19 protein-coding genes, 1 tRNA gene and 1 pseudogene are annotated in these 23,563 nt (G+C 25.8%); 3 read left to right on the top strand and 18 right to left on the bottom strand.

Annotated features, from left to right (window positions below):
- Positions 1 to 9: 9 nt before the first annotated feature.
- Genes H8891_RS04635 through H8891_RS04625 form a run of 3 tightly spaced genes read right to left on the bottom strand, consistent with a single transcriptional unit; the run spans position 10 to position 2,314 of the window.
- Positions 10 to 891, bottom strand: coding sequence for an ABC transporter ATP-binding protein (locus H8891_RS04635; protein ID WP_187005394.1), 882 nt, complete (start codon positions 889 to 891; stop codon positions 10 to 12).
- A 12-nt stretch (positions 892 to 903) separates the two neighbouring features.
- Positions 904 to 1,767: a hypothetical protein gene (locus tag H8891_RS04630; protein WP_187005393.1), complete on the bottom strand. Its 864-nt coding sequence runs from the start codon at positions 1,765 to 1,767 to the stop codon at positions 904 to 906.
- A complete protein-coding gene (locus H8891_RS04625; protein WP_187005392.1) occupies positions 1,727 to 2,314 on the bottom strand; it encodes an RNA polymerase sigma factor in 588 nt (195 codons plus the stop codon). Before H8891_RS04625 ends, H8891_RS04630 begins: the two co-directional genes overlap by 41 nt.
- Positions 2,315 to 2,496: 182 nt before the next feature.
- Here H8891_RS04625 and H8891_RS04620 point away from each other — a divergent pair, with 182 nt between their 5' ends.
- Positions 2,497 to 2,688 carry a hypothetical protein gene (locus tag H8891_RS04620; protein ID WP_187005391.1) on the top strand — a complete coding sequence of 64 codons (192 nt, stop codon included), beginning with the start codon at positions 2,497 to 2,499 and terminating at the stop codon, positions 2,686 to 2,688.
- 67 nt (positions 2,689 to 2,755) lie between these two features.
- Here H8891_RS04620 and H8891_RS04615 read toward each other — a convergent pair whose 3' ends face one another.
- The 10 genes and pseudogenes from H8891_RS04615 to H8891_RS04575 form a co-directional block, all read right to left on the bottom strand.
- Positions 2,756 to 3,940, bottom strand: a complete 1,185-nt coding sequence (locus H8891_RS04615; RefSeq protein ID WP_187005390.1) for a cytochrome c biogenesis protein/redoxin — start codon at positions 3,938 to 3,940, stop codon at positions 2,756 to 2,758.
- A 163-nt stretch (positions 3,941 to 4,103) separates the two neighbouring features.
- The gene (locus tag H8891_RS04610; RefSeq protein ID WP_187005389.1) at positions 4,104 to 4,643 is read right to left on the bottom strand and encodes a hypothetical protein; all 540 of its coding nucleotides are present in this window, start codon (positions 4,641 to 4,643) and stop codon (positions 4,104 to 4,106) included.
- 124 nt (positions 4,644 to 4,767) lie between these two features.
- Positions 4,768 to 6,918: a YhgE/Pip domain-containing protein gene (locus H8891_RS04605; RefSeq protein ID WP_187005388.1), complete on the bottom strand. Its 2,151-nt coding sequence runs from the start codon at positions 6,916 to 6,918 to the stop codon at positions 4,768 to 4,770.
- Between the two features lie 16 nt (positions 6,919 to 6,934).
- A complete protein-coding gene (locus H8891_RS04600) occupies positions 6,935 to 9,082 on the bottom strand; it encodes a YhgE/Pip domain-containing protein (RefSeq protein ID WP_187005387.1) in 2,148 nt (715 codons plus the stop codon).
- 179 nt (positions 9,083 to 9,261) lie between these two features.
- A complete protein-coding gene (locus H8891_RS04595) occupies positions 9,262 to 9,678 on the bottom strand; it encodes a sensor histidine kinase (RefSeq protein WP_187005386.1) in 417 nt (138 codons plus the stop codon).
- A gap of 185 nt (positions 9,679 to 9,863) precedes the next feature.
- Complete coding sequence (locus tag H8891_RS15685) at positions 9,864 to 10,154, bottom strand: histidine kinase dimerization/phospho-acceptor domain-containing protein (RefSeq protein ID WP_408637161.1); 291 nt, start codon at positions 10,152 to 10,154, stop codon at positions 9,864 to 9,866.
- Positions 10,152 to 10,253 (bottom strand): annotated as a pseudogene (locus tag H8891_RS15220) (hypothetical protein); the annotation flags it as partial. The gene H8891_RS15685 and the pseudogene H8891_RS15220, both read right to left, overlap by 3 nt.
- A 41-nt stretch (positions 10,254 to 10,294) precedes the next feature.
- Positions 10,295 to 11,140 carry a PAS domain-containing protein gene (locus H8891_RS04585; RefSeq protein ID WP_187005384.1) on the bottom strand — a complete coding sequence of 282 codons (846 nt, stop codon included), beginning with the start codon at positions 11,138 to 11,140 and terminating at the stop codon, positions 10,295 to 10,297.
- Between the two features lie 190 nt (positions 11,141 to 11,330).
- The gene (locus H8891_RS04580; protein WP_187005383.1) at positions 11,331 to 11,753 is read right to left on the bottom strand and encodes an N-acetyltransferase; all 423 of its coding nucleotides are present in this window, start codon (positions 11,751 to 11,753) and stop codon (positions 11,331 to 11,333) included.
- A gap of 103 nt (positions 11,754 to 11,856) precedes the next feature.
- Positions 11,857 to 12,615 (bottom strand): MerR family transcriptional regulator, encoded by a 759-nt coding sequence (locus H8891_RS04575; protein ID WP_187005382.1) that lies wholly within the window; start codon positions 12,613 to 12,615, stop codon positions 11,857 to 11,859.
- A gap of 181 nt (positions 12,616 to 12,796) precedes the next feature.
- Between H8891_RS04575 and H8891_RS04570 the strand changes: the two genes are divergently transcribed.
- A complete protein-coding gene (locus H8891_RS04570) occupies positions 12,797 to 14,170 on the top strand; it encodes a hypothetical protein (RefSeq protein WP_187005381.1) in 1,374 nt (457 codons plus the stop codon).
- A gap of 41 nt (positions 14,171 to 14,211) precedes the next feature.
- On the opposite strand, the gene H8891_RS04565 is transcribed toward H8891_RS04570, so the two are convergent.
- A tRNA-Thr gene (locus H8891_RS04565) sits at positions 14,212 to 14,287 on the bottom strand.
- A gap of 127 nt (positions 14,288 to 14,414) precedes the next feature.
- Between H8891_RS04565 and H8891_RS04560 the strand changes: the two genes are divergently transcribed.
- Complete coding sequence (locus tag H8891_RS04560) at positions 14,415 to 15,698, top strand: GIY-YIG nuclease family protein (RefSeq protein WP_243207763.1); 1,284 nt, start codon at positions 14,415 to 14,417, stop codon at positions 15,696 to 15,698.
- 68 nt (positions 15,699 to 15,766) lie between these two features.
- Here the strand turns inward: H8891_RS04560 and H8891_RS04550 are convergent, their stop codons facing one another.
- From H8891_RS04550 to H8891_RS04535, 4 genes are all read right to left on the bottom strand, one after another.
- Positions 15,767 to 16,927 (bottom strand): iron-containing alcohol dehydrogenase, encoded by a 1,161-nt coding sequence (locus H8891_RS04550; protein ID WP_147544575.1) that lies wholly within the window; start codon positions 16,925 to 16,927, stop codon positions 15,767 to 15,769.
- Between the two features lie 324 nt (positions 16,928 to 17,251).
- On the bottom strand, positions 17,252 to 18,319 hold the full coding sequence (locus H8891_RS04545; RefSeq protein WP_187005380.1) for a glycoside hydrolase family 10 protein: 1,068 nt from the start codon (positions 18,317 to 18,319) through the stop codon (positions 17,252 to 17,254).
- 47 nt (positions 18,320 to 18,366) lie between these two features.
- Positions 18,367 to 22,653, bottom strand: a complete 4,287-nt coding sequence (locus H8891_RS04540; protein ID WP_187005379.1) for a 2-hydroxyacyl-CoA dehydratase — start codon at positions 22,651 to 22,653, stop codon at positions 18,367 to 18,369.
- Between the two features lie 249 nt (positions 22,654 to 22,902).
- Positions 22,903 to 23,475, bottom strand: a complete 573-nt coding sequence (locus tag H8891_RS04535) for a VanZ family protein (protein ID WP_187005378.1) — start codon at positions 23,473 to 23,475, stop codon at positions 22,903 to 22,905.
- Positions 23,476 to 23,563 lie beyond the last annotated feature (88 nt).

Raw genomic sequence — 23,563 nt, 5'->3', positions numbered from 1 at the left:
TATCCCCCTTTATAAGTCAGTACTAATCTCAAAGTAATATAAAAATAAATCTTCTAAATTAGGTGATTCTTCTATAACTTCAATTCCATCTATTAATGGATATTCATCTCCTACAACTCTAACTACAATATGCTCATCATCTCTTATAATATTAGAAACTTTAAATTTACTTTGTACTTTATGTAATAAATCCTCCTTTATCTTTAAACTATGTACTTTTCCTCTAATACTATTTAATATTTCAACTGGAGTAGCTTTTTCAACCAACTCTCCATTTCTCATTATCAATATTTCATTTGCTATAAATTCTACATCAGATACTATATGCGTTGATAGTATTACAATCTTATCTCTTGATATCTCTGATATTAAGTTTTTAAATCTTATTCTTTCATTAGGATCAAGCCCTGCTGTTGGCTCGTCTAATATTAATATCTTTGGATCATTTAAAAGAGCTTGAGCTATACCTAACCTTTGTTTCATTCCACCAGAAAACTTACCTATTTTTCTTTTTCTATCTTTTTCTAAATTTACAAACTTTAAAAGTTCATCAATCTTAACACTAGCTTCTTCTCTATCTATTCCTTTTAATGTTGCTACATATTCTAAGAACTTTTGTGCTGTAAAACTTTTATAAAATCCCACATCTTGTGGTAAATAACCTAAAACATCTCTATAATCTGCTCCTAGTTCAGTTTTACTTTTTCCATTTAAATAAACCTCTCCACTAGTAGCATTTGAAACATCTGCAATTATTCTCATAAGTGAAGTTTTTCCTGCTCCATTAGGTCCTAATAATCCATATATTCCATTAGTTAAAGTTACATTAAAATCATTTACTGCAACCTTATCTTTAAATGATTTTGTTATATTTTTTAAAGTTAATTCCATATCTTTTCTCCCCTAAAAATCAAATTTCTTATACTCTGTAAAATTTATACTTTTTTTATAAAATACTTTTAACGAAATTATAGTTAATACCCCTAGTATTGCTACTATTGCAAATAGCTTTAAGTTACTTACATTTGCAATATTTTTAAAAGTATTACTATCTACCATGTTCGAACATATTATCCATATTCCAGTTGATAATGCTATACTGTTCATGCTTCTATATATAGATGCTGTTAATAATGAAACAGTAGATATAAAACAAATTGGTATTAAGCTTGTATTTATTAATTTTAATAAATTAACTTCTGAGTAAGTATTTGATAATATAAAACTAACAAACAAACTTATAGCTATTGAAGTAATACCTATTATTGTTAATTTAGCAAATACTATTTCTCTAAAAGAAAATTTATAGCTAAGTTCTAGTTCCCAAACTCCTTCTTCTTTTCCTCTTAAAATTTCTACAAACCCTAGTAGTACTGGTATAGGTGAAATTGTATAAGAATATACATATGGATTTAAATTATATTTTATAGTTCCAATCAATCCCCCTAAAGTAAGTATTAATGATACTATAATATACATTTTATTAAACACCATAAATTGTATTTTCATTAATTCTATATTTGTCTTTATTTTATTTACTAAGTATGTATTTTTATTTACTACTAAATCTTCACTTGTACTTTGTGGCATGTAGTTTATTAATGTTTCTATAGTTAAATCAATTTTTTCTTCATCAACTGTTTTTACAACATAACTATCTAAAAAGTTTTCTATATCCAATAAATCTTCTTCTAATAGATTTTCAAATTCATAATCATTTATATCATCACATCTCATGTTGTTTATTTTTGATGGTGTTTTTTTCATAGTTATCACCTCCAAGTAATCTTTTTAAGTTTTTAACACCATTAAATAATCTTGATTTTATGGTGTTTTCATTTTCTCCTGTAATATAACTTATTTCTTTGATTTTTAAATCATTGTAATATTTTAATATAACTGCTTCTCTTTGAAGCTTAGGTAAATTTCCAATAGCTTCTTTTATCTTAATTGCCTCTTCCTTTTTCGATAAAATATCTACTACGTTAGTTCTATCTTCTATTTCCTGATTAGATATATCATAGCTTTGTGTCCTTTGTTTATAAGTCTTACTTCTGAAGTAATCCTTTGTCGTATTTACAGCAATTTTTAATAGCCAACTTTTAAATTTCCCATTTTCTATTTGATATTTATCTATATTTTTCATCATTTTTATAAATACATCTTGGGTTATATCATAGGCTATATTATAATCACTAGTATTTCTGTAAATAAAGCTATGTACTAAATCGTAATATCTTTTAACTAAAATCTCCATTGCACTTTCATTACCTTGTAATAATTCCTTTATTAACTTTTCATCTGTTTGTGCCAATTTATTTCCCTCCTTTCACTTATATAACGAGGTTAACTTATAAAAAATTTTATTTTATCTATTTTATTTTACCAAATTTTTACTGACATTATTTTTCCCATAGTAATTTAGCGAAGTATTTATTAAATAAGATGTATTAACTATAAATTTGAATTAATATTTATTTTAGGGAGGGAATTTTTATGAATAATAATGAAAAGTATCAGAGCAATAATAAAGTTGTAGTTCAAAAGTCAGTAAAGTCAGGGCTTTCTTTTGGAGCTGGTCTAGCAATGGTCATTTCTTATTCGGCATGGAAGTCAATACCTTGGGCTATATTTCACGGTATATTAAGTTGGATTTATGTAATTTATTACTGGATTAAATATACATAATTTTAAATAAAAAAGCCACAATCTAATTTAGATTAGTGGCTTTTTTATTTCTATATTTATTAATTTTTTAATTATAATTTTCTATAAGATACTTCATAGTTTGTTTATCCATAGCACCTGGAACATATTGAGTTATATAACCTTCTTTGTCTATTATAAAAGTCGTTGGATATGCACTTATTCCATATTGATAAGCTAATTCTCCATTATTATCCATAACTACAGGAAAAGTATATTTCTCTTGTTGTAAAAATTCTATAATATCTTCTTTAGATCCTTCACGATCTAAATTTGGTGATGCTACTCCTAGTATTACTACATCTTTATTATTTTTATTGTATTCTTTGTATAATTGTTCTATATATGGCATTTCTGCTTTACATGGAGGACACCATGTTGCCCAGAAATTTAAAAATACAGTTTTACCTTTGTAATCACTTAGTTTATGTTCCTTACCATTTTGATCATATAAAGTAAAATCTATAGACATTATTTTTTCATTTTTATTTTCTTTATCTATACTTTGGCTATTTGAATTAGAATTATTAGAATCATTTAAGTGTTTGTATACACCAAAAGAGCCATTTATAAACATAATTAATCCTGATAATATAAGTATAATCCCACCTATCTTTTTTATTAATCCCATATAATTTTTCATTTTATCAAATGTTTTAAATAATTTATTATAAAATAATGATGCTAGTATAAATGGTAATATGAATCCAATTGTATAAACTAGCATAAGTAAATTTGACGTTCCTATATTATCAGCACTTGATGACATAATAAGTACAGATGTTAGTATAGGTCCTATACAAGGTGTCCATCCAAAGCTAAATGTAAATCCAAATAAAAATGCAGATATAGGATTTATTTGCTTAGTATTTATATTAAATCTTTTTTCTCTATTTAATAAGGAAGATTTTATTACTCCCATATAAAATAGTCCCATAAAAATTATTATTAATCCACCAAAAATCATTATTAAATCTTTATTAGTATCAAAAAATGATTTTAAAGCATTTACTGATGATCCTAATATAAAAAATGTTAAAGATATACCTAATGCAAAAAACAAAGTATTTTTAAATAATAAACTATGTATAAAATTACTTTTATCTTCTTTCAAACTTTCAATACTACTATTTGATAATATACTTAAGTATATCGGTAATATAGGTAATATACATGGTGAAAAAAATGATAATACCCCTTCTACAAAAACTACAATCAAGTTTAGTTTTTCCATAATCCCCCGTTAATCAAAAACTTTAATTTAGTTTTGATAACATACTCCTCTCTTATTAATTTTAATTTTCTTAAGTTAAATTTCTAATATTAAAACACATGTATTATTAATAATTGTATCAATATTTATGAATTTTTTAATAGGTTACTTTATAGTAACTTTATTATTTTTTTAATTCAAATCCTCCATCAAGTGTTATCTTTGCTGATATTGTACTTTTTGATTTTATTTTTTTTATATCTATATTAGGTTGTGTTCTAGCATTTAATGGGTATTTATTATCTTTAAATTTAAGTATTGTATTATATTGATTTTCTATACCATCTCCACTTATATTTACAATAATATCATTGTATCCATTAGTTTTATGTTCACTTATAACTATTGGTACATTTACTAAGTTCGTTTGTGATATTAATTTATACTTATTATTATTTTCTTTAAATATCAACATAGTTCCTTCTTTTATATTACCAAAATCAGGTCCCCAAAGATAAGCAATTGTTTCATCTTTATTGTCATTATTTAAATCTTTATAAAAATACATATATCTATTATCATCATTTTGTTGTACTTTTGTTTCTTTTAATATAGCATTTACTAACTCTTTATTAGATTTACTGCTGTCTTTATTTTTATACTGGCTACAACCTATACTTAACATAGATGCACATATTAAAACTAGTATACTTGTTTTTTTCATACTACACCTCTTTTATTTCATTATATATAAATTATTCCCTAATATATTTAAATAATTTCAAATTTGTTTTTATAAATAAAAAAAACTGATATAGGATAAATATATCCCATATCAGTTTTAGTTTTTATAATCCAGATTCTTTAAATTTATTATTCATAAACTCAGTCATATTATGGAAAACTCTTTTAAATATTACTAATAATAAAAATACTATAAAGAATATAGCTAACATAACTAAATCATGATGAACTGCAGTCATGCTAGGTCCTGCTATAGCTTCTCTAAATCCATCTATCGCATAAGTAAATGGCCAAAATGGTTGTAATACTTCAAAGATTTTAGGGTTGGTTTGTATAGGATATATTCCTCCAGACCCAGCAATTTGAAATACCATAATAACTATCGCAATAGCCTTACCCACATTTCCAAATAAAGAAACTAATGTAAATATTATTGTTGTAAATAATATTGAAGATACTATTGTAAATATATATAAAAGTGGTACGCTTACAGGAGCTTGAAATATAAATATATCCCCTGTTGCAATTATTAATGATTGTATCAATGATACCGTCATAAATGTAAGCATCTTTCCAAAGTGTTTTTGAAGTAAATTTGTTCTTTCACCTTCTAATTCTTCACACTCTGTAGTAAGTATAGATGTTGATAAAAGCGCTCCTACCCATATAGCAAGTACTGAGTAAAATGGCATTAATGCAACTCCAAATATTCCTGCTTTATAAAGTTCTACTGTTTTTACTTCAACAGGTGATGATATAAATGACGCTATCTCTTTTGAATTTTTATTAAGCGTTTGAATTATCTTATCTAAATTTTTATCTGTTAATACTTTTGTTTTTTCTATTAATTTGTCTAAATCTTTTTCAAATTTATCAAGTTCTTTAGATATATGATTTGCTTGTTTTACAGCAACATCACTACTTGATATACCATAATTAGAAAGTGCATTTAACTGTGGTACTATAACATTTATACTTGCTAATACATTGTTAATATTATCAGAACTAGAATTCATAGCATTGCCTACACTATTTAAAACATTAGATATATCAGTTGAAAAGCTACTGCTTATTAAATTTAATTTATTATTAAATGAACTTGATAAATCAGATAAAGAGTTAAGTTGTTCATTTATTTGATCTTTAGTTGCTCCATTTTGTATTAATGATTTTATATTTTCTAACTTATCACTTTCTGAAGAAAGTACAGTTTTTAAATCATTAAGTGAGCTAATTATATTTTCTACTTTATTACTTTGATGTATATTATTTAATTTTTCTAATCCACTTAAAAGTTTATCTATAGATGTATTAGAAGATGAAATTAATTTTTGCGTAGAATCTATAGTTTTATTTATTTCTTCATTAGAAACACTATCGTTTATATTTTTTAAATTATTAATTTCATTTTGAAGTTTACTATTTATATCATTTATAGAAACCATGCTACTATTTAAATTTTGTGTGGCATTATTTACATTATCTTGTGAAGCTGTAATTAAACCTTTACTATTATTTACTACATCTTGAAGGTCCTTTACTTCTTTCGTAATTTTAGGAAGATTTCCTTTACTATCATTTAAATACTTTTTAAGTGTATCTGCATGAGTGTTTGCTTGTTTTACATAATCATTTATTTTTTCTAAATTATTATATGTACTGTCTAATGCATCTTTTAATTGTATTATTTGTGGTTTATTATCTTCTAATTTAACGCCTAGTGAAGATAAAAATTCAAAAGCTTCTTTATTTACTGTGTCTACAAAGTTTGCTTTTACCTCTTCTACTAATTTATCCTTTGCAACATCTGTTATTTTAGTAGCTATTGCATTTACTTTTTCATTAGCTTTATATATTATATTGGGCTTTTGTGGGTCTGAAGTTGTAAGTGTTGATAAATCTTTTGAAAAATCACTTGGTATTTCTATTAAAGCATAAAATTTACCTTCATTTAATTGATAATTACCTTGCCAATCATCTACAAACTTCCATCCTATACTATGATTTTTCTTAAGTTGATCTACAATCTCATTTCCTACATTTACAAATTTTCCTCCAACAGAAGCTCCTTCATCTTTATTAACTACAGCTACCGGAAGATTTCCTGTGTTTACATATGGATTCCAACAGGCTTTTATATTAACCCATGCATATAAAGAAGGTATTAAACAAAGCCCACCTATTATTATAAAGGCTGCTGGAATAGTTACTATGTGTTTTAAATCTCTTAAATAAATTTTAAAAACTTTCTTCATATCCTCACCTCTATAATTACTCTGACAATCCAGATTCTTCAAATTCTTTTTCAAATTTTCTAACAGCACTATTAAGTCTTTCTTTTAAGAAATAGCCTATAAGTATTGTTATAATCGCAAATCCTGTTAATACAACAACATTAAACATAACTGTACTTAAAAGTGGTCCCGCTATTGCTTCCCTTAAGTTGCTTAGTGTATATGTAAAAGGGAAAAATGGTTGAAGTATTCTAAATATTAAAGGGTCTACTTGTATTGGGTAAGTTCCCCCAGATCCTGCTATCTGAATAACCATAAGAACTATACCTATAGCTTTTCCTATATTTCCAAATAGTGATACTAAGTTATATAAGATAACAGTAAATACTGCTGAAGAAAATACTGTTGTAAATATAAATAACATTAAGTTTTCAGTTTGAACTCCAAGTACAAACTTATCACCTATGCCTACTATAAATCCTTGTATCATTGCAAAGAATACAAATGTTATCATTTTACCAATATATTTTTCTTTTATTGTCAATTCATTAAACTTTTCTGCTTCAGTTGTTAAAAGTGACGTAAGTACTAATCCTCCAACCCATAAAGCAAGTGTTGTATATATAGGTGCCATACCAGAACCGTAATTTGCTATTGGATAAATTGGTTCTGATTTTATGTTAAATGGATTAGATATGTAATTTCCCATAACTTGTGGTTTACTTTGAAGTATTCCTATTATGGCATCTAAATCATTGTCATTAACTTTTTTTAGCTCTGTACTTAATAAATGTATTGTATCTTTAAACTGATTTAATTTAGAATCTAAATCCTTAGACATTTGTGCTGTTAAATTACTTCCTTTTGATGCATATCCTAACATGTCATTAACAGCTTGTACTAATCCTTTAGAACTATCTACTAATTTAGATGCATCAGATGTTGCTGTTACTAAACTATCTGCTGTTTTGTTTAGTTCAGGTCTAACATTTGAATCATATAAATTTATAGAATTATTAACTTTGTTAGATAAATCATTCGCAGTAGAGTTTATAGAGTCTATTGTACTTTTTATAGATTCTTTAGAATCATTTAATTGATCTTTAAGTGAATCTAATCTATCTTGTTCTGAGCTAATTCCAGTTTTTATTTTGTTTAAACTCTCAATTAATTTATCTATATTTTCATTAGGCTTAACTTTATTAAAATCACTTAAATACTTAATAATAGAATCTATTTGAGATTTACTACTATTTATCTGATTTTTAATTTGAGATATAGCTGATTCTATTGTTTCTTTTGATATAGAATCTGAATTATTTAAATTATTTACTATATCTTTTATTTGATCATTTTGACTATTAATTTGGTTTAAAGTTGATTTAATATTATCAAGTGATCCATTTAAATTATTTTTTATGTTGCTTATATTCTCACTAGTGTTTAAGTTGCTATTAGATACTGCACTTATTCCATTTGTTACTTGTGGAAGAGTACTTTGTATACTTTTTAAAAATTCAGTCAAGTTTTTAGAATTATTATTAACACTATCAAGTGCAAAGTTTATAAGACCCATATGCTCATCAAGTTGTATTATAGCTTTTTTAAGTTCTATTATCTTATCTTTACTATCATCAATATCTTTCCCATACTTATTTAATGATGAGAAGATAGTTTTATTGACAGTAGCTATAAAGTTTGAGTTGATTTGATTTACAAGAGTTTCTTCTGCAACTTCTGTTATTTTCCCAGCAACTGGATTCGATTTTGTATCAACCTTATAAACGATAGTTGGCTTTATAGGTTTTCCAGTTTTAACACTAGTTAAATCCTTTGAAAAGTTGCTAGGTATTTCAATCATAGCGTAATAAGTTCCATCTAAAACTCCTGCGTTACCTTGTTTAGAGTTTACAAACTTCCATCCAATTGATTTGTTCTTTTTAAGTTCTTTAATAACACCATTTCCTATGTTTATGTTTTTGCCATCTAATTTTGCACCTTTATCATTATTTACTATGGCAATTGGCACTGTGCTAGTATTCTCGTAAGGATTCCAACAAGCTTTTATATTTATCCAAGCATAAAGAGATGGTATAAAGCATAAACCCGTTACTATTATTAAAGCTATTGGGTTTTTTATTAGATTTTTTATATCTCTTTTGAAAACCTTAATTGCATTTTTCATAATTACCTCCATTTCTCTGACATTCGTTAGAAATCTAAGCATCAATGTATACATTATAACATTTTTTTACATATAATTTAATATTTAATATAATGTGTTTCAGTTCTGAATATTTAGTATTTTAAAACAAAAAGGACAGGTTATTAATAACCTGTCCTTTTTATATTTTAACTTTATAATTATAATGTATAAATATCTGAAAATTCTACATTCATCATATTTATCTTACTTAAACACTTAGGCGATTCACATAAGTTTAAATTTTCATCTTCCACTAAATGATCTGGTAAAGTAATTATAAATTCACTACCTTCTCCCAATACACTATTTACATGTATACTTCCTCCATGCATTTCAACTAAAGATTTAACTAATGTAAGTCCTATCCCACTGCCTTCTTTTTCTCTTTTTAATTTATCTTTTACCTGTTCAAATCTTTTGAATATGCTTTCTAACTTTCCTTTAGGTATACCTATACCACTATCTTTAACGCTTATTTTTATATTATCATTACAATTTACAGTTACTTCTATTTTTCCACCTGGATTGTTAAATTTTATAGCATTAGATATTAAATTTAACATAATTCTTTCCATATTATCTTGATCAAAGCTAATTATCTTTTCTTCTACATTTGTATCAAATATTATACTTAATTTATTAGACTCTACAAATTCAAAAACAGATAAACATATATTTTCAATACAACTTATAATATCCTTATTTTTAGGTGCATAAGCAAAGCACCCTGCATCTAATCTTGTAGTATCAATTAAATTATTTACAACTTTAACAAACGATTTGTATTTTGCCCAACTATTCTTAAATATTTTTTAAAATATTCAAAATTTCCATCATCTAACTTATCCATTCTTAAATAAAGAACTTGAAGTGAGCTTGCTATTACATTTATAGGTGTTCTAAGTTCATGAGATAAATTAGCAAAAAAATCCATCCTTAATTTTTCTAACTCTAATTCTAGCTTCTTATTTTGAGTAATATCACTTAGTATGCCTATTTTTTTCACTACATTACCATTTTCATCTAATAAAGGTACAAATTTAGCAAATATCCATTGTTCTTCTTTTCCTTTTCTTTTTATTTTAAATGTAAAGCTATAACTCTCTTTAAATTCATAGTTTTTAGGCATTGTTTCAAATTCAATTTGATGCCCATTTTTACGCCATTTTTCTACATCGTTATACGTTTCTCCTAATTGAGTTCCAAATACTTTTCAAAAGAAGGACTTATATATTGAGTCTTTTCTTTATCAATTATAATAATAGAATCTTCTATGTTATTAGCAATCTCTAAAAATATTTTCTCATTTTTTTCTATATTTTTAAATAATTTAACTTTATTAGTCATCTCTATAGATATACCTATAGTACCTAAAATTGTATCATTATAATATTCAGTAAATGGCCATTTAATAGTTTGGAAATATCCAATTTTATTAAAATTTGAGTTTATAAAATCTTCATATGTATTTAGTTTATTATTTTTGATGATATCGTTATCTTGAATGGTAAATTCCTTTGCAAAATTTTTAGGCATTATATCATAATCAGTTTTTCCTATTACTTCATTATAAGTTTTACTGAAAAATTCCAAAAACTTTTCATTCACGTCTACATATACACCATCTCTATCTTTAATCCAAGTCATATATGACGATTTTTTTAATAATGAAGGTAATTTAAGATACTTATTTCTAATTTTATTAAATATTATATGAAATTCATAATCTTCAACACGATAAATATCTATGCTAAAATGTGTATTTATCTTTTCTACATATACTTTTTTTGTATATTTTTCACTTTCATTTGCTTCTATAAATATTTTTTCCCATTCTAGTTTCTCTTGTCTTGGCATGCAATTTAATATGTATTTATTGATTGTATTTTCATCATGGTTTCCAAAAAATTTTTCATATGACTTATTAAAATCTCTAACTTCTACTCCTGTATATCTACCTTTATTATCATTTATTACTTTTATATACATATAACCCATAGGGCTATCTTCTATAATTTCTCTATATATCTGATTCATTATTGCCCCCCTGATAAAAAAGTGTCCATTATAATAATATATACTTTTTTATCAGGTTTCAAGTAAATGATTTATTTTATATAAAATTTTGTCAAAATTCTTTATTTTTGTATTGTTTTTTTAATTTATATTTATATTTATAATCATTTTATTTTTAGTTCTATTAGGATTTTTTGAAATTATAAAAAATTTAATGATTCATAACATATTCTAAAAATTTTGTTTCTTTATTTATCTCTTCACTTAAAATTTTAAAATTTTTGTTTTTATAAAAAGCAAATGCATTTTCATTATCTTTATATACAGATAAACTTAAATTCCCATAAATACTAATTGCATAATCTATTAATTTACTTCCTATTCCCATTCCTTGACTATTAACATCAACAAATAATGCACCTATAAAATCATTATTTATAATAGATATAAATCCTTTTATCCTACCATTATCTTCATATACAAAAGTATCTGATATAGGAATATAAATATTTTTAACATTGTTATAATTTTTTCTCCAGTAATTTTCATCTATAAAATTATGAGCTTTTATAGTACTTTTTAGCCAAATATCCATTATTATATTTATATCTTTATTTTCTAACTTTCTTATCATTTAATGCTCTCTCCTAGTTTAAATAATATTTAATATATTATAACATTTTTTATTTTATTAAATAAAACAATATCTCTTAAGATATGGTTTTTATATTGATATTTTATTTTGCATATTTAAAAATTGCATCTCTTAAAGTCTGTGCTGCTTTTGGTCCTTTTTTATCATTGTAATATTTTTTAAATCTTTCATCATCTACATACATTTGAGCTAATCCTTTATGTGATTCATTAGAATCTGTCGGCCATGAATAACATAACCACTCTTTATGTTTTTCATATACTTTTTTAGCAACATTACTTTCTAAATCTTGAGTTTTTATAAGTTCTTCTAAAGCTTCAAACATGTCTTCTTCTATTTGTTGCATATTTGAAAATTCTTTTTCGCTTAAGTTTAAAAACTTCTTATTTGATTTTTCAATAGTTTCTTTCCCGTACTTTTCTCTTATTTCTTTTCCGTGTTTAGCTTCGTTTTCTTCTAATTTTTCTTTTTTAAATCCTTCAAACTTTTCTTTATTTGACATATCTATTTCTCCTTTATTATACGCTAATGTTTTTTCAACAGTTAATATAAGCTTATTAAGTTGGTCACGTCTAGAGATAAGTTTTTTATAATGCTCTTTAAGTGCATTATTTATATCAAAATTTGGATTTGAAATTAATTCTCGTATATCTTCTAGCTTCATATCCATAGACTTATAAAATAGTATTTGTTGTAATAAGTCTACTTCTTTTTGGCCATATATACGATACCCTGATGAATTTATACGACATGGTTTTAGCAAGTTAATCTCATCATAATATCTAAGAGTTCGTGCACTAACTCCTGCTATTTCAGATAATTTCTTTATTGTATATTCCATTTTAACTACCTCCTGACAATTTAATAATAAAGGATTACGTTGGGTAAAGGTCAATAGTAAATTTTCTATTATAAGTTTATAATTTTCTACTTATGATTTCAACTTACTTAATTTTTTGTATGTAACTAATAAAGGTTATATGTCATATAATTAACTATCACTTAAAAGGGGGATAAGCATAATGATATTAACAGGAGCCCATTACATTTACATTTTCTTTATCTTAATAATATTAATTGCTATGATAATGAAAAAAGACACAATCGTACCTTGTATGCTTGGTGTATTTTGTCTAGCTTTATTTTACACTAATAATTTAGCTAAATCAGTTGGAGCTATTTTTGATGGTTTAATAATATCTTTAGGGGAATTAGGTCCTATTATAATGATAATTGCTATGATGGTGTCATTATCAAAAGCCTTGGAAGATAATTATGCTATAGAGTATATGGTTAAACCATTTTTAAAAGTAATCAAAAATGAAACGACTGCATTTTTTACAGTTGGTATATCTATGACAATACTTTCTTGGTTTTTCTGGCCTAGCCCAGCAGTAGCTTTAGTTGGTTCAATATTTTTGCCTATAGCTGTAAGATCTGGCCTTCCTAATATTGGTGTTGCCATAGCTCTTAATTTATTTGGTCATGGATTTGCGCTTTCAACTGATTTTATAATTCAAGGTGCACCTAGTATAACTTCTGGAGCTGCTGGTTTAAAAGTATCTGATGTAATAAATAATGGTATGATTTTATTTTGGGTTATGTCTATAGTTACCATAGGTGTAGCTTTTTATATGCTAAAAAAAGATATCAAAAAAGGATTGTTTAAAAATGAAATAAGTAAAAGTAAAGAAATAAACATAAAAACATTTAACATTAAAGCAAAAATAGCTACATTTTTAGTATTAATTTTATTTTTATTAGATATAATTGCTATGTTAGTTTTTGAGTTAAAAGGTTCAAATGCAACTGCACTGCTTGGAGGAACAGCTATATTTTTATTAATTATTATAAATATAATAAACCACGGTAAAAATAGTTTAGATAAAATATGTGAAAATATAACTGATGGATTTTTATTTGGAATGAGAATATTTGCAGTAATTATTCCAATAGGTGCATTTTTCTATATGGGTGAAGTTGCTCCTTTAACTAACCTTTTAGGAGATGTACTTCCTCAAGCTTCACAAGGTTTGTTATCTGATATAGGTGTTGCTTTATCTGAAGCTATCCCATTAAATAAATATATCGTTTGTGGTATTGAGACTATAGTAGGTTGTATAACTGGTTTAGATGGATCTGGATTTTCAGGAATGGCTTTAGCTGGTTCTACTGCTTCAGTATTTGGTAATGCTGTAGATGTTAATGTTGGAACTTTAGCTGCTCTTGGTCAAATTGGTGCTATATGGACAGGTGGAGGTTGTTTAGTTCCGTGGGCTGTTATTTCTTCATCAGCTATATGTGGTGTTGACCCTATAGAACTAGCAAAGAGAAATTTGATTCCTGTTGGAACTGGCTTAATTGTTACTACTATAGTTGCTATGTTTATTATATAAAAAAACTCTTATATCAAAAGATATGAGAGTTTTTTACATATTGGTTGCAAAGGCAGGACTCGAACCTGCAACATTTGAGTTACGAGCCCAACGAACTGCCAACTGCTCCACTCTTCGATGTTATTTTTCTTATTTTAAATTAATTTGAAAGTTATAAGTATACTTGACAATATAAAAAAAAAGATTTATTATGTTAATAGTTAAATCTATTAAATATATTAACAATAGAAAAAGGTGATGATCAATGAAAAAAAATATTAACTTGATCGGGCAATTTAAATCCGATTGGATTAGGTATAGCGACTACGAAATAAAAGAAAATAAAAAAGGAAAAAAATATATTTGCCCAATTGAATCTTCTTACTTTACTATGTATAATCCTTTTGATAATGCAAATGAATTAGTTTTTGACTTAATAAAATTAGGTGATTTTGCATTAGATAAATCTATTGAAAAAAGTACTATTGAAAATAAATTAATAGTATTTGCAAAAAAATATGGTTTATTAGGTTTAATAGCTTCTAGTGTTTACAATAGAAACATAATAGGTGAAGAAAAGGTACTTTTTGTAGAAAACAACTGTATAAAAAAAGAAGGTATTATGGACGTAGATAAATACCTTGATTTATTCTTACCATTTTGTGAAGAAGAAGAATTATATATTAGAAAAATGGGTAAACACTTAACAGTACATAAGTTAGAAGATTCTCCTAAATTTTATGGTAAAAGACCACTTATATTAGACCTTGTATTTTCAAGATTTTACTGTGAAGAAGTAGATTGGATTTTAGATTTTGCGAAAAATATCTCTACACATATTAACCAACTACTTATATACAAAAACGCTAACTTAACAGAAGCTGTTACTATTATGGCGGGTAAATTTAAAGCAGAAAAAATAGGAATAACTATAGGAGTATTAGATAAGCCAATTATTGAATGGGAATTTGATTCGCTTAAAACTACTATAGAAACTATATATGCTTTTGCAGTGACTGATGAAAATAATATATTAACTAGATGTGAATATTGTAAAAGTGCTTTTATAGCTAAAAGTGAAAGAGAAAAATATTGTACTCCTTCTTGTAGAAATTGTTCTAACGTTATTAAAAGTAGAAATAAGAAAAAAGCTTTAGAAAATAAAAAAGCTAATGATAATAAAGTAGGTGATGAAAAAATGAGTAATAAAGAAAAAAGAAAAAAAGAATTTGTTATGGAATATAAAGAACGCCCTGTTACTGGTGGAATTTATAAAATAACAAATACAATTAGTGGTAAGTATCTATTAATGAATGATATAGATTTAAAAAGCACTAAAAATAGATTTGACTTTAGTGTAAAGACAGATATGGGTATGCACCCTAAAATGAACAAAGATTGGAAAGAGTTTGGTGCAAATTCCTTTACATTTGAAGTTTTGGAAGAAATAGAAAAAAAAGACACTCAAAGCAAAGAATCTTTTAAAGAGGATTTAAAAAAATTAGAAGAAATTTGGGCCGAAAAATTAGATTCAACTAAAAGATATTAATAAATATATAAAAAACTACCAATATGTTATTTATCTTAGCAGATTGGTAGTTTTTATTTAACATTTAATTATAATGCTTTTTCAATTACTTTACGACTTATATCTAATCCTAAATCACCAGTTTCTGATAAATTAGTCATACCATGACGATTTAGTGAATCTACTACAGTATCTACATCATCTTTTGTAAGTCCATATTTAGATAAATGAGTTGGCATATCTAAGCTTTCAAAGAATTCACGAGTTTTACTTATAGCTAAGTCAATTTTTTCATCATCGCTACCTTCTTTTATGTCCCAAACACGTTCAGCATATTGAACTATCTTAGCTCCTTTTTCTTTTCTTCTAACTTCCCAAAGTGCTGGAAGTATAGTGGCTAAGGTTTTAGCATGGTCTATTCCATATATAGCAGTTAATTCATGTCCTATTTTATGAGTTGTCCAATCTTGTGGTACTCCAGCAGCTATAAGTCCGTTAAGTCCCATAGTTGCACACCAGACAAGATTTGCTCTTGCATCATAATCAGTTGGATTATCTATAGTTTTTCTTCCTATTTCTATTAAAGTTTTTAAAATACCTTCCGCTGTTCTATCTTGGAATCTTGCATCTACTGGATATGTAGCATATTGTTCAAGTACATGTATAAAAGTATCAACAACACCATTTGCAACTTGTGTTTTTGGTAATGTATATGTTAATGTTGGGTCTAGTATTGAAAATTTCGGAAATGATAATGGACTTCTTACTGAGAATTTTCCACCATCGTAACTAATAACTGCCCCTCCGTTCATTTCTGAACCTGTTGCAGGTAAAGTAACTACAGTTCCTATAGGTAATCCTTTTGAAACTGGTACTGGTGTAAATCCATATTTTAATAAATCTGTTTTGTCTTCACCATCATAATTAGCTGCTAAGTTTACAAACTTTGTTCCATCCATTACAGATCCACCACCAACAGCTAATAAAAAGTTTATATTTTCTTTTTTTACTACTTCTACTGCTTTCATTAACGTTTCGTACTTAGGATTTGGTTCTATTCCTGAGAATTCAAATATTTCACGACCTTTTAAAGCTTCTTTTACTTTATCTAAAGTACCAAACTTTTTGATACTTCCTCCACCATAAAGAATTAATACTCTAGCATCTTTATCAACAAGATCGTTTAATTTTTCTATTTTATCTTTTCCAAAGACGATTTTAGTTGGATTATAAAACTCAAAATCTAGCATAATATTCATCTCCTTTTGCTTTATGTATTTATAATACCATATTTTTTTAATTGTTCTCAAATTTTTACATAAAAATTCAAATCAAATTTAATAACTAGCCATAAATCCCCCAACAATTATATTTTTAATGTAATTACAAAATTAAGAAATTTATAAAGAAAAATTTTTAAAAATTCTTATATCAAAAGCCATTTATTTGTAGTTTTCTTGATATTACAAATAAGTTTACTATGTAGGTAGTTGGTGTAGTAGTATAAAAAACACTCATAAGTTATAACCTATGAGTATTTTTATAAACCTTAGTTCCTTATTAATATAAGTATTTTATAAATATATATCATTAAATAACTTTTCTGTTATATTTTCGGTATTATTCAGTATGTTTTTCATTCCAAAAAATATACTTCCTTTAACTTCTTTATATTTTCTATTTATATTTATTTGTTTATCTATTTGCTTTACTATATCTATATCACTTATGTTTTGCCCTATATACAGTTTAACATTCGTACATTTTACTACATCTGACCACCATTTTACTAAAACTTCATATGGACTATTTTTATCTTTTATAGTCCAGTAAATTTGTGGCGCTATATAATCTATAATCTCTTCCTTTATCCAACTTAAAGTATCTGCATATAAACTATAGTAACTTTCTAAATTGTTAGTTTCTGATCCCTTAATATCACTACTTTTATTTTTCCATACTCCAAAAGGACTTATTCCAAATAAAACGCATGGATTTGTTGATTTTATAACTTTATTTACTAATCTAATCATATTATTTACAGCTTCACGCCTAGAATTAGCAAGTACCCCATCCTTATCTTCGCCTTGTGGTAATGGATAGTTGTATGGATAAAAATAATCATCAAAGTGGATGCCATCTATATTGTAATTTGATACTATTTCAAAAATAGTTGTAGCTATATAATTTATAACTTCTAAATTTTTAGGATCATAAAAAAGTGAATTATTATATGACAGTACCCAACTTGGATTTAATTTTGCTGGATGATTATTTGATAAATCATCTAAATTTATTCCTTGCGTAGTTATTCTGTATGGGTTTAGCCAAGCATGAAACTTCATATTTCTTTTATGTGTTTCTTTTATAAAAAATTCAAGTGGATCATATCCAGGATTTTTCCCCTGTGTTCCTGTAATATATTTTGACCATGGATTTATTTTTGATTTATAAAAAGTATCTGATGTAGGTCTAATTTGAACAAACACAGAATTAAATTTTAGACTTTGTAATTTATCTAAAATTTCTATGAATTCTTGTTTTTGAGCATCTATATTATTTTGTGTTTTTGGCCAATCTATACCGTAAACTGTCGCTATCCATGCACCTTTTAGTTCACATAATTTATAATTTTCATTCATTTTATAGCACTCCTATTATATAGTACTTTAAAAATTTAATATATATCTTAAACTGTGCTTGTTGTTAAGATTTGTGACTTTGTATCTTCTTCATTTAAGTTTCTAAACGAAGTAGACAACATCAGTTTAATTCTATTTAATTGGTTAACCTCACTAGCTCCTGGATCATAATCAATAGGTACAATGTTTATATTAGAATAAACTCTCTTAAGCTCTTTTATTACACCTTTTCCAGTTATATGATTTGGTAGGCAAGCAAAAGGTTGCATACATATAATATTTTTCACACCACTTTCAATAAGTTCCATCATTTCTGCAGTTAAAAGCCATCCTTCTCCTGCTTGATTTCCAAGAGAAATAACTTTTGAAGCTGTTTTTCCTAAAGCTTCAATATTTTTTGGCATACTAAATCTTTTACTATTTTTTAAAGCTTTCATATAATGTTTTTGGTACATTGCTATAGCATTTATAGTAAGCTTTCCACAAAGTTTTTTATATTTTTTATCTAAATAATTGTCAGCTTTATAATAGGTATTAAACGCACAACTTAAAAAGAAATTTATAAGTTCTGGAACAACTGCCTCAGCACCTTCTTGTTCTAATATATCTACAATATTATTATTTGCTAATGGATGGAATTTAACTAAAATCTCTCCTACTAACCCTACTCTAGGTTTTTTCTCATCTGTTATAGGTAATTCATCAAAATCTTTAACTATATTATATATATTTTCTTTAAATTGAGATAAACTTCCTTTTTCTAAACTTTTCTTACAAATATCTAAATGTTTTTGATAAAGTTTATTAGCACTTCCTTTTTCTACTTCATAAGGTCTTACTCTATATAAAACCTTCATAAGTAAATCCCCATAAATAGCACCCATTAAAACTTTATTTATAAGACTCAATGAAAATACACTATATAAATTACTTTTTTCATCTCCATTTACTGATAATGATATTACAGGAATATCTTTATAGCCAGCATCACTTAATGCTTTTCTTAAAAACCCTATATAATTAGTTGCTCTACAAACTCCACCTGTTTGAGTTATTGCTACAGAAGTTTTGTCTAAATCGTATTTTCCACTTTTAAGAGCTTTAATTATTTGGCCTATAACAATTATTGCAGGATAACAAGCATCATTGTTTACATATTTTAATCCTTCTTCAATAGCCCCTTCATAACTTTTAAGTAAAATCATATTATATCCGCAAGATTTTACACCATGTTCTACTAATTCAAAGTGTATAGGTGACATTTGAGGAACTAAAATATTGTAGTTTTCTTTTATTGATTTACTTAAGCTTCCTTTTGTATATGTTTTTTTAATTTTTATACCTTCAATATTATTCTTTTCTCTTTCTTTTATAGCTGCTTTTAAGGATCTTAGTCTTATTTTTGCTGCACCTAAGTTATTACCTTCATCAATTTTTATGCAAGTATATATCTTACCTTCGCTATTTAAAATTTCTTGAACCTGATCAGTTGTAACTGCATCTAATCCACAACCAAATGAATTTAATTGTACAAGAGATAAATCATTTCTAGAACTTACAAAATTTGCTGCTCTATATAATCTTGAATGATATGCCCATTGGTCAACAACTCTTAAAGAATTATCTAATTTTCCTAGATGGCATATGCTATCTTCTGTTAAAACAGCCATATCTAAAGAGTTTATAAGATCTGGTATTCCATGATTTATTTCAGGATCGATATGATATGGTCTTCCAGCTAAAACAATTCCTTTTATATTATTTTCTTCAATATGTTTTAAAGCTTTTTCCCCCATTTTTTGTATATCTTTTTTAAACTTATCATACTCTTTAAATCCTAGTTCTACACTTTTATTTATTTCTTCTTTGCTTATTTCTATAAATTCTTTATCATAATTTTTAATTTTATTTAGTTCTTCATATAATTTTTTCTTTAATGCGTTTTTATTGTTCATAGGTAAAAATGGATTCATAAAATTAATATTATTTTCTTTTATTTCGCTAACATTGTTTTTTATGACTTCTGAGTAAGACATAACTACAGGACAGTTAAAATGGTTATCTACATTTTCAAATTCTTTGTGTTCATGTCTTATGCATGGATAAAAAATATTTTTGATACCTTTTTCTATTAAATCATTTATATGACCATGTACCATCTTTGCTGGGTAACAAACTGATTCTGAAGCAATTGAATCCATTCCTTTTTCATATAAATTTTTAGAAGATTTACTAGAAAGTACAACTCTAAATCCTAAATTTGTAAGTATTGTATGCCATAGTGGATAATCTTCATACATATTTAAGACTCTTGGTATCCCTATTTCTTTTCGTTTTGCTTGATTTGCGTCTAGACTTTCGTAATTGAATACTCTTTTATATTTGTATTTAAATAAATTAATGTTTTTGTTTTCTGCTTTTTCTAATCCTACTCCTCTTTCACATCTATTTCCTGATATGAATTTATCCCCATTTCCAAAACTATTTATAGTTAATAAACAGTTGTTAGAACATTTTTTACATCTAGTAGTAGTTATTTTTAATTTTATTAAATTAATAGATTCTTTATTTAATAAAGATGTTTCATATCCTTTTTCATATTTTTCTTTTGCAATAATACTAGCTCCAAAAGCTCCCATTATTCCGGCAATATTAGGTCTTACGACTTCTCTATCAGTTAATATTTCAAACACTCTTAAAACAGCATCATTATAAAAAGTTCCACCTTGTACTACAGGAAATTCACCTATATCTTCTTTTGATTTTACTTTTATAACTTTATATAATGCATTTTTTATAACTGAATAAGAAAGCCCTGCACTTATATCATTTACTGAATTCCCTTCTTTTTGTGCTTGCTTTACTCTTGAGTTCATAAAAACCGTACATCTTGAACCTAAATCTACTGGATTTTTAGAATATAGTGCCTTTTCTGAAAATTCTTTTATGTCTAATTGTAATGATTTTGCAAAAGTTTCTAAAAAAGATCCACATCCAGAAGAACAAGCTTCATTTAATATTATTGTCTCTATAACTCCATTATTTATTTTAAGACACTTCATATCTTGGCCACCGATATCTAATATAAAATCTACATTAGGTGAGAAAAATTTAGCCCCTTTATAATGTGCTATTGTTTCTATTTCTCCGATATCAATTTTTAAAGCTTTTTGAAGTAATGCTTCTCCATAACCTGTAACTGCAGAATTAACTATTTTTGCTGTAGGTGGTAAAATATCATATATTTTATTTAAAATATTTATAGTAGAATCTAGCGGATTACCTTCATTGCTTTTATAATCTGAATATAATAAATTTCCATCTTCATCAACTAATGCAACTTTTGTAGTTGTTGATCCTGCATCAATTCCTAAAAAGCAATTTCCACTATAATTAGATATGTCCTTAGTTTTTACAATATTTTTATCGTGTCTTTCTTTAAAGTTTATGTAAACTTTTTCATTTTCAAATAAAGGCTTAAGACCACTACTATCTTTGCTTTCATCATAATTTGAATTTTTTAATTTTGATAGTAAATCACTTAGCATAATAGTTTCATTTTTACATGATAGCGCGGCTCCCATAGCTATATATAATTGAGCATCTTTTGGGAATACAATATCTTCATCTTTTAAATTAAGTACATCTATAAATGCTTTTCTTAACTGTGATAAAAAGTATAATGGTCCTCCTAAAAATGCTACTTTTCCTTGTATCTTTCTTCCACAAGCTAAAACACTAATTGTTTGAACTACTACAGCGTGGAAAATACTCATTGCTATATCTTCTTTTCTAGCACCTTCATTTATAAGCGGTTGTATATCAGTTTTTGCAAAAACTCCACATCTTGCAGCTATATTGTATATATTTTTATAATTTTTTGCTAATTCATTTAGTCCACTAGCATCTGTTTTTAAAAGTGTTGCCATTTGATCTATAAATGATCCTGTTCCACCTGCGCATATTCCATTCATTCTTTGTTCTATGCCATTTGTTAAATAAATTATCTTTGCATCTTCTCCACCTAATTCTATAACTACATCTGTTTCTGGATTATAGTTTTCAATAGCTTTTGTACTAGCTATTACTTCTTGAACAAATTCTACACCTAAATCATTTGCTAAATTCATTCCACCTGAACCAGTTATAACTATAGATACACTTTTATTTCCAATAACTTCATAAGTATCACTTAATACTTCTGTAACAGCTTTTTTTATATCTGATAAATGTCTTTTGTATTGTTTAAATACTATGTTTTTGTTTTTATCTAATACAACTACTTTTACTGTAGTTGATCCAACATCAATTCCTATATTGAAAATGTCCATCATACCTATCACCCCATTATTTTTGTTGTATTTTTGTCTATATTTGTCTTTTTAGATGGATTTTTAGGATTAATTATCGTTCCTTGTTACATTTTACCATAAAAGAAATGTATTATCTAATATTAGATAATACATTTCTTTTATGGTAAAATGTAACACACAATTTAAAACATCCATTTTTAATAATTATATGCTTCGTACTGTGTGTTTTATTATTTATATTTATTTTTTTATAGTTTTTATTTTATCTCCTTATAATTTTGTTTTTTTCAACTTTATAAAAAGCTTATATATAACTATTCCTATAAGTGCTCCTATAGTATTGAAAATAACATCATCTATATCGCATACATTTCCCATTGTAAATATTTGTAGTATTTCTATACTTAAAGATGCGAAAAAACCTATCAATGTAACTTTAACTATTTTTTTAAAATTAGGATTTATTATAGGTATAAAAAAAACTAAAGGTATAAATATCAATATATTTCCTACTATATTTCTTATAGGATTCATTATAGGTATTGAGTTATCACTTAAAGTTTCTATCGTTTCTTTAAAAGGTATTATGTTTATTAAACCTCTTAAGCCTTCTATTTTATACATATATGTGTCAAATGGGTTTATGAATTCTAAATATGGGAATTTAAATAATGTAAAAAATAGTAGTATTAATATATACAAAGTAAATAAAGTAATTTTAACTTCTTTAAAAACTTTTAGATTTCTACTTTTTATAAATTCATAACTCCTGTATATAATTAGGCTAGATACAATGAATATTGAAAATGCTTTAAAACTTAATGTCATGGTATTATATCTCATTTATATGCTATACTTTCTAGACCATTTAGATAATACCATATTTCCCCATACAACTATTTGCAATATAGTTAAAAAGTTAATTTTATAT

It is taken from the genome of Paeniclostridium hominis (genome assembly GCF_014306135.1).
Lineage (GTDB): Bacteria > Bacillota > Clostridia > Peptostreptococcales > Peptostreptococcaceae > Paraclostridium > Paraclostridium hominis.
Note: the sequence above shows the minus strand (reverse complement) of the source record. Positions and strands in the feature narration are given on the sequence as shown.

What these genes read in the sequence shown, in the direction of transcription:
- H8891_RS04635 (WP_187005394.1), bottom strand. Translation starts at nt 891, where the DNA reads ATGGAATTAACTTTAAAAAATATAACAAAATCATTTAAAGATAAGGTT.
- H8891_RS04630 (WP_187005393.1), bottom strand. Translation starts at nt 1,767, where the DNA reads ATGAAAAAAACACCATCAAAAATAAACAACATGAGATGTGATGATATA.
- H8891_RS04620 (WP_187005391.1), top strand. Translation starts at nt 2,497, where the DNA reads ATGAATAATAATGAAAAGTATCAGAGCAATAATAAAGTTGTAGTTCAA.
- H8891_RS04615 (WP_187005390.1), bottom strand. Translation starts at nt 3,940, where the DNA reads ATGGAAAAACTAAACTTGATTGTAGTTTTTGTAGAAGGGGTATTATCA.
- H8891_RS04610 (WP_187005389.1), bottom strand. Translation starts at nt 4,643, where the DNA reads ATGAAAAAAACAAGTATACTAGTTTTAATATGTGCATCTATGTTAAGT.
- H8891_RS04605 (WP_187005388.1), bottom strand. Translation starts at nt 6,918, where the DNA reads ATGAAGAAAGTTTTTAAAATTTATTTAAGAGATTTAAAACACATAGTA.
- H8891_RS04600 (WP_187005387.1), bottom strand. Translation starts at nt 9,082, where the DNA reads ATGAAAAATGCAATTAAGGTTTTCAAAAGAGATATAAAAAATCTAATA.
- H8891_RS04595 (WP_187005386.1), bottom strand. Translation starts at nt 9,678, where the DNA reads ATGGAAAGAATTATGTTAAATTTAATATCTAATGCTATAAAATTTAAC.
- H8891_RS04585 (WP_187005384.1), bottom strand. Translation starts at nt 11,140, where the DNA reads ATGAATCAGATATATAGAGAAATTATAGAAGATAGCCCTATGGGTTAT.
- H8891_RS04580 (WP_187005383.1), bottom strand. Translation starts at nt 11,753, where the DNA reads ATGATAAGAAAGTTAGAAAATAAAGATATAAATATAATAATGGATATT.
- H8891_RS04575 (WP_187005382.1), bottom strand. Translation starts at nt 12,615, where the DNA reads ATGGAATATACAATAAAGAAATTATCTGAAATAGCAGGAGTTAGTGCA.
- H8891_RS04570 (WP_187005381.1), top strand. Translation starts at nt 12,797, where the DNA reads ATGATATTAACAGGAGCCCATTACATTTACATTTTCTTTATCTTAATA.
- H8891_RS04560 (WP_243207763.1), top strand. Translation starts at nt 14,415, where the DNA reads ATGAAAAAAAATATTAACTTGATCGGGCAATTTAAATCCGATTGGATT.
- H8891_RS04550 (WP_147544575.1), bottom strand. Translation starts at nt 16,927, where the DNA reads ATGCTAGATTTTGAGTTTTATAATCCAACTAAAATCGTCTTTGGAAAA.
- H8891_RS04545 (WP_187005380.1), bottom strand. Translation starts at nt 18,319, where the DNA reads ATGAATGAAAATTATAAATTATGTGAACTAAAAGGTGCATGGATAGCG.
- H8891_RS04540 (WP_187005379.1), bottom strand. Translation starts at nt 22,653, where the DNA reads ATGATGGACATTTTCAATATAGGAATTGATGTTGGATCAACTACAGTA.
- H8891_RS04535 (WP_187005378.1), bottom strand. Translation starts at nt 23,475, where the DNA reads ATGAGATATAATACCATGACATTAAGTTTTAAAGCATTTTCAATATTC.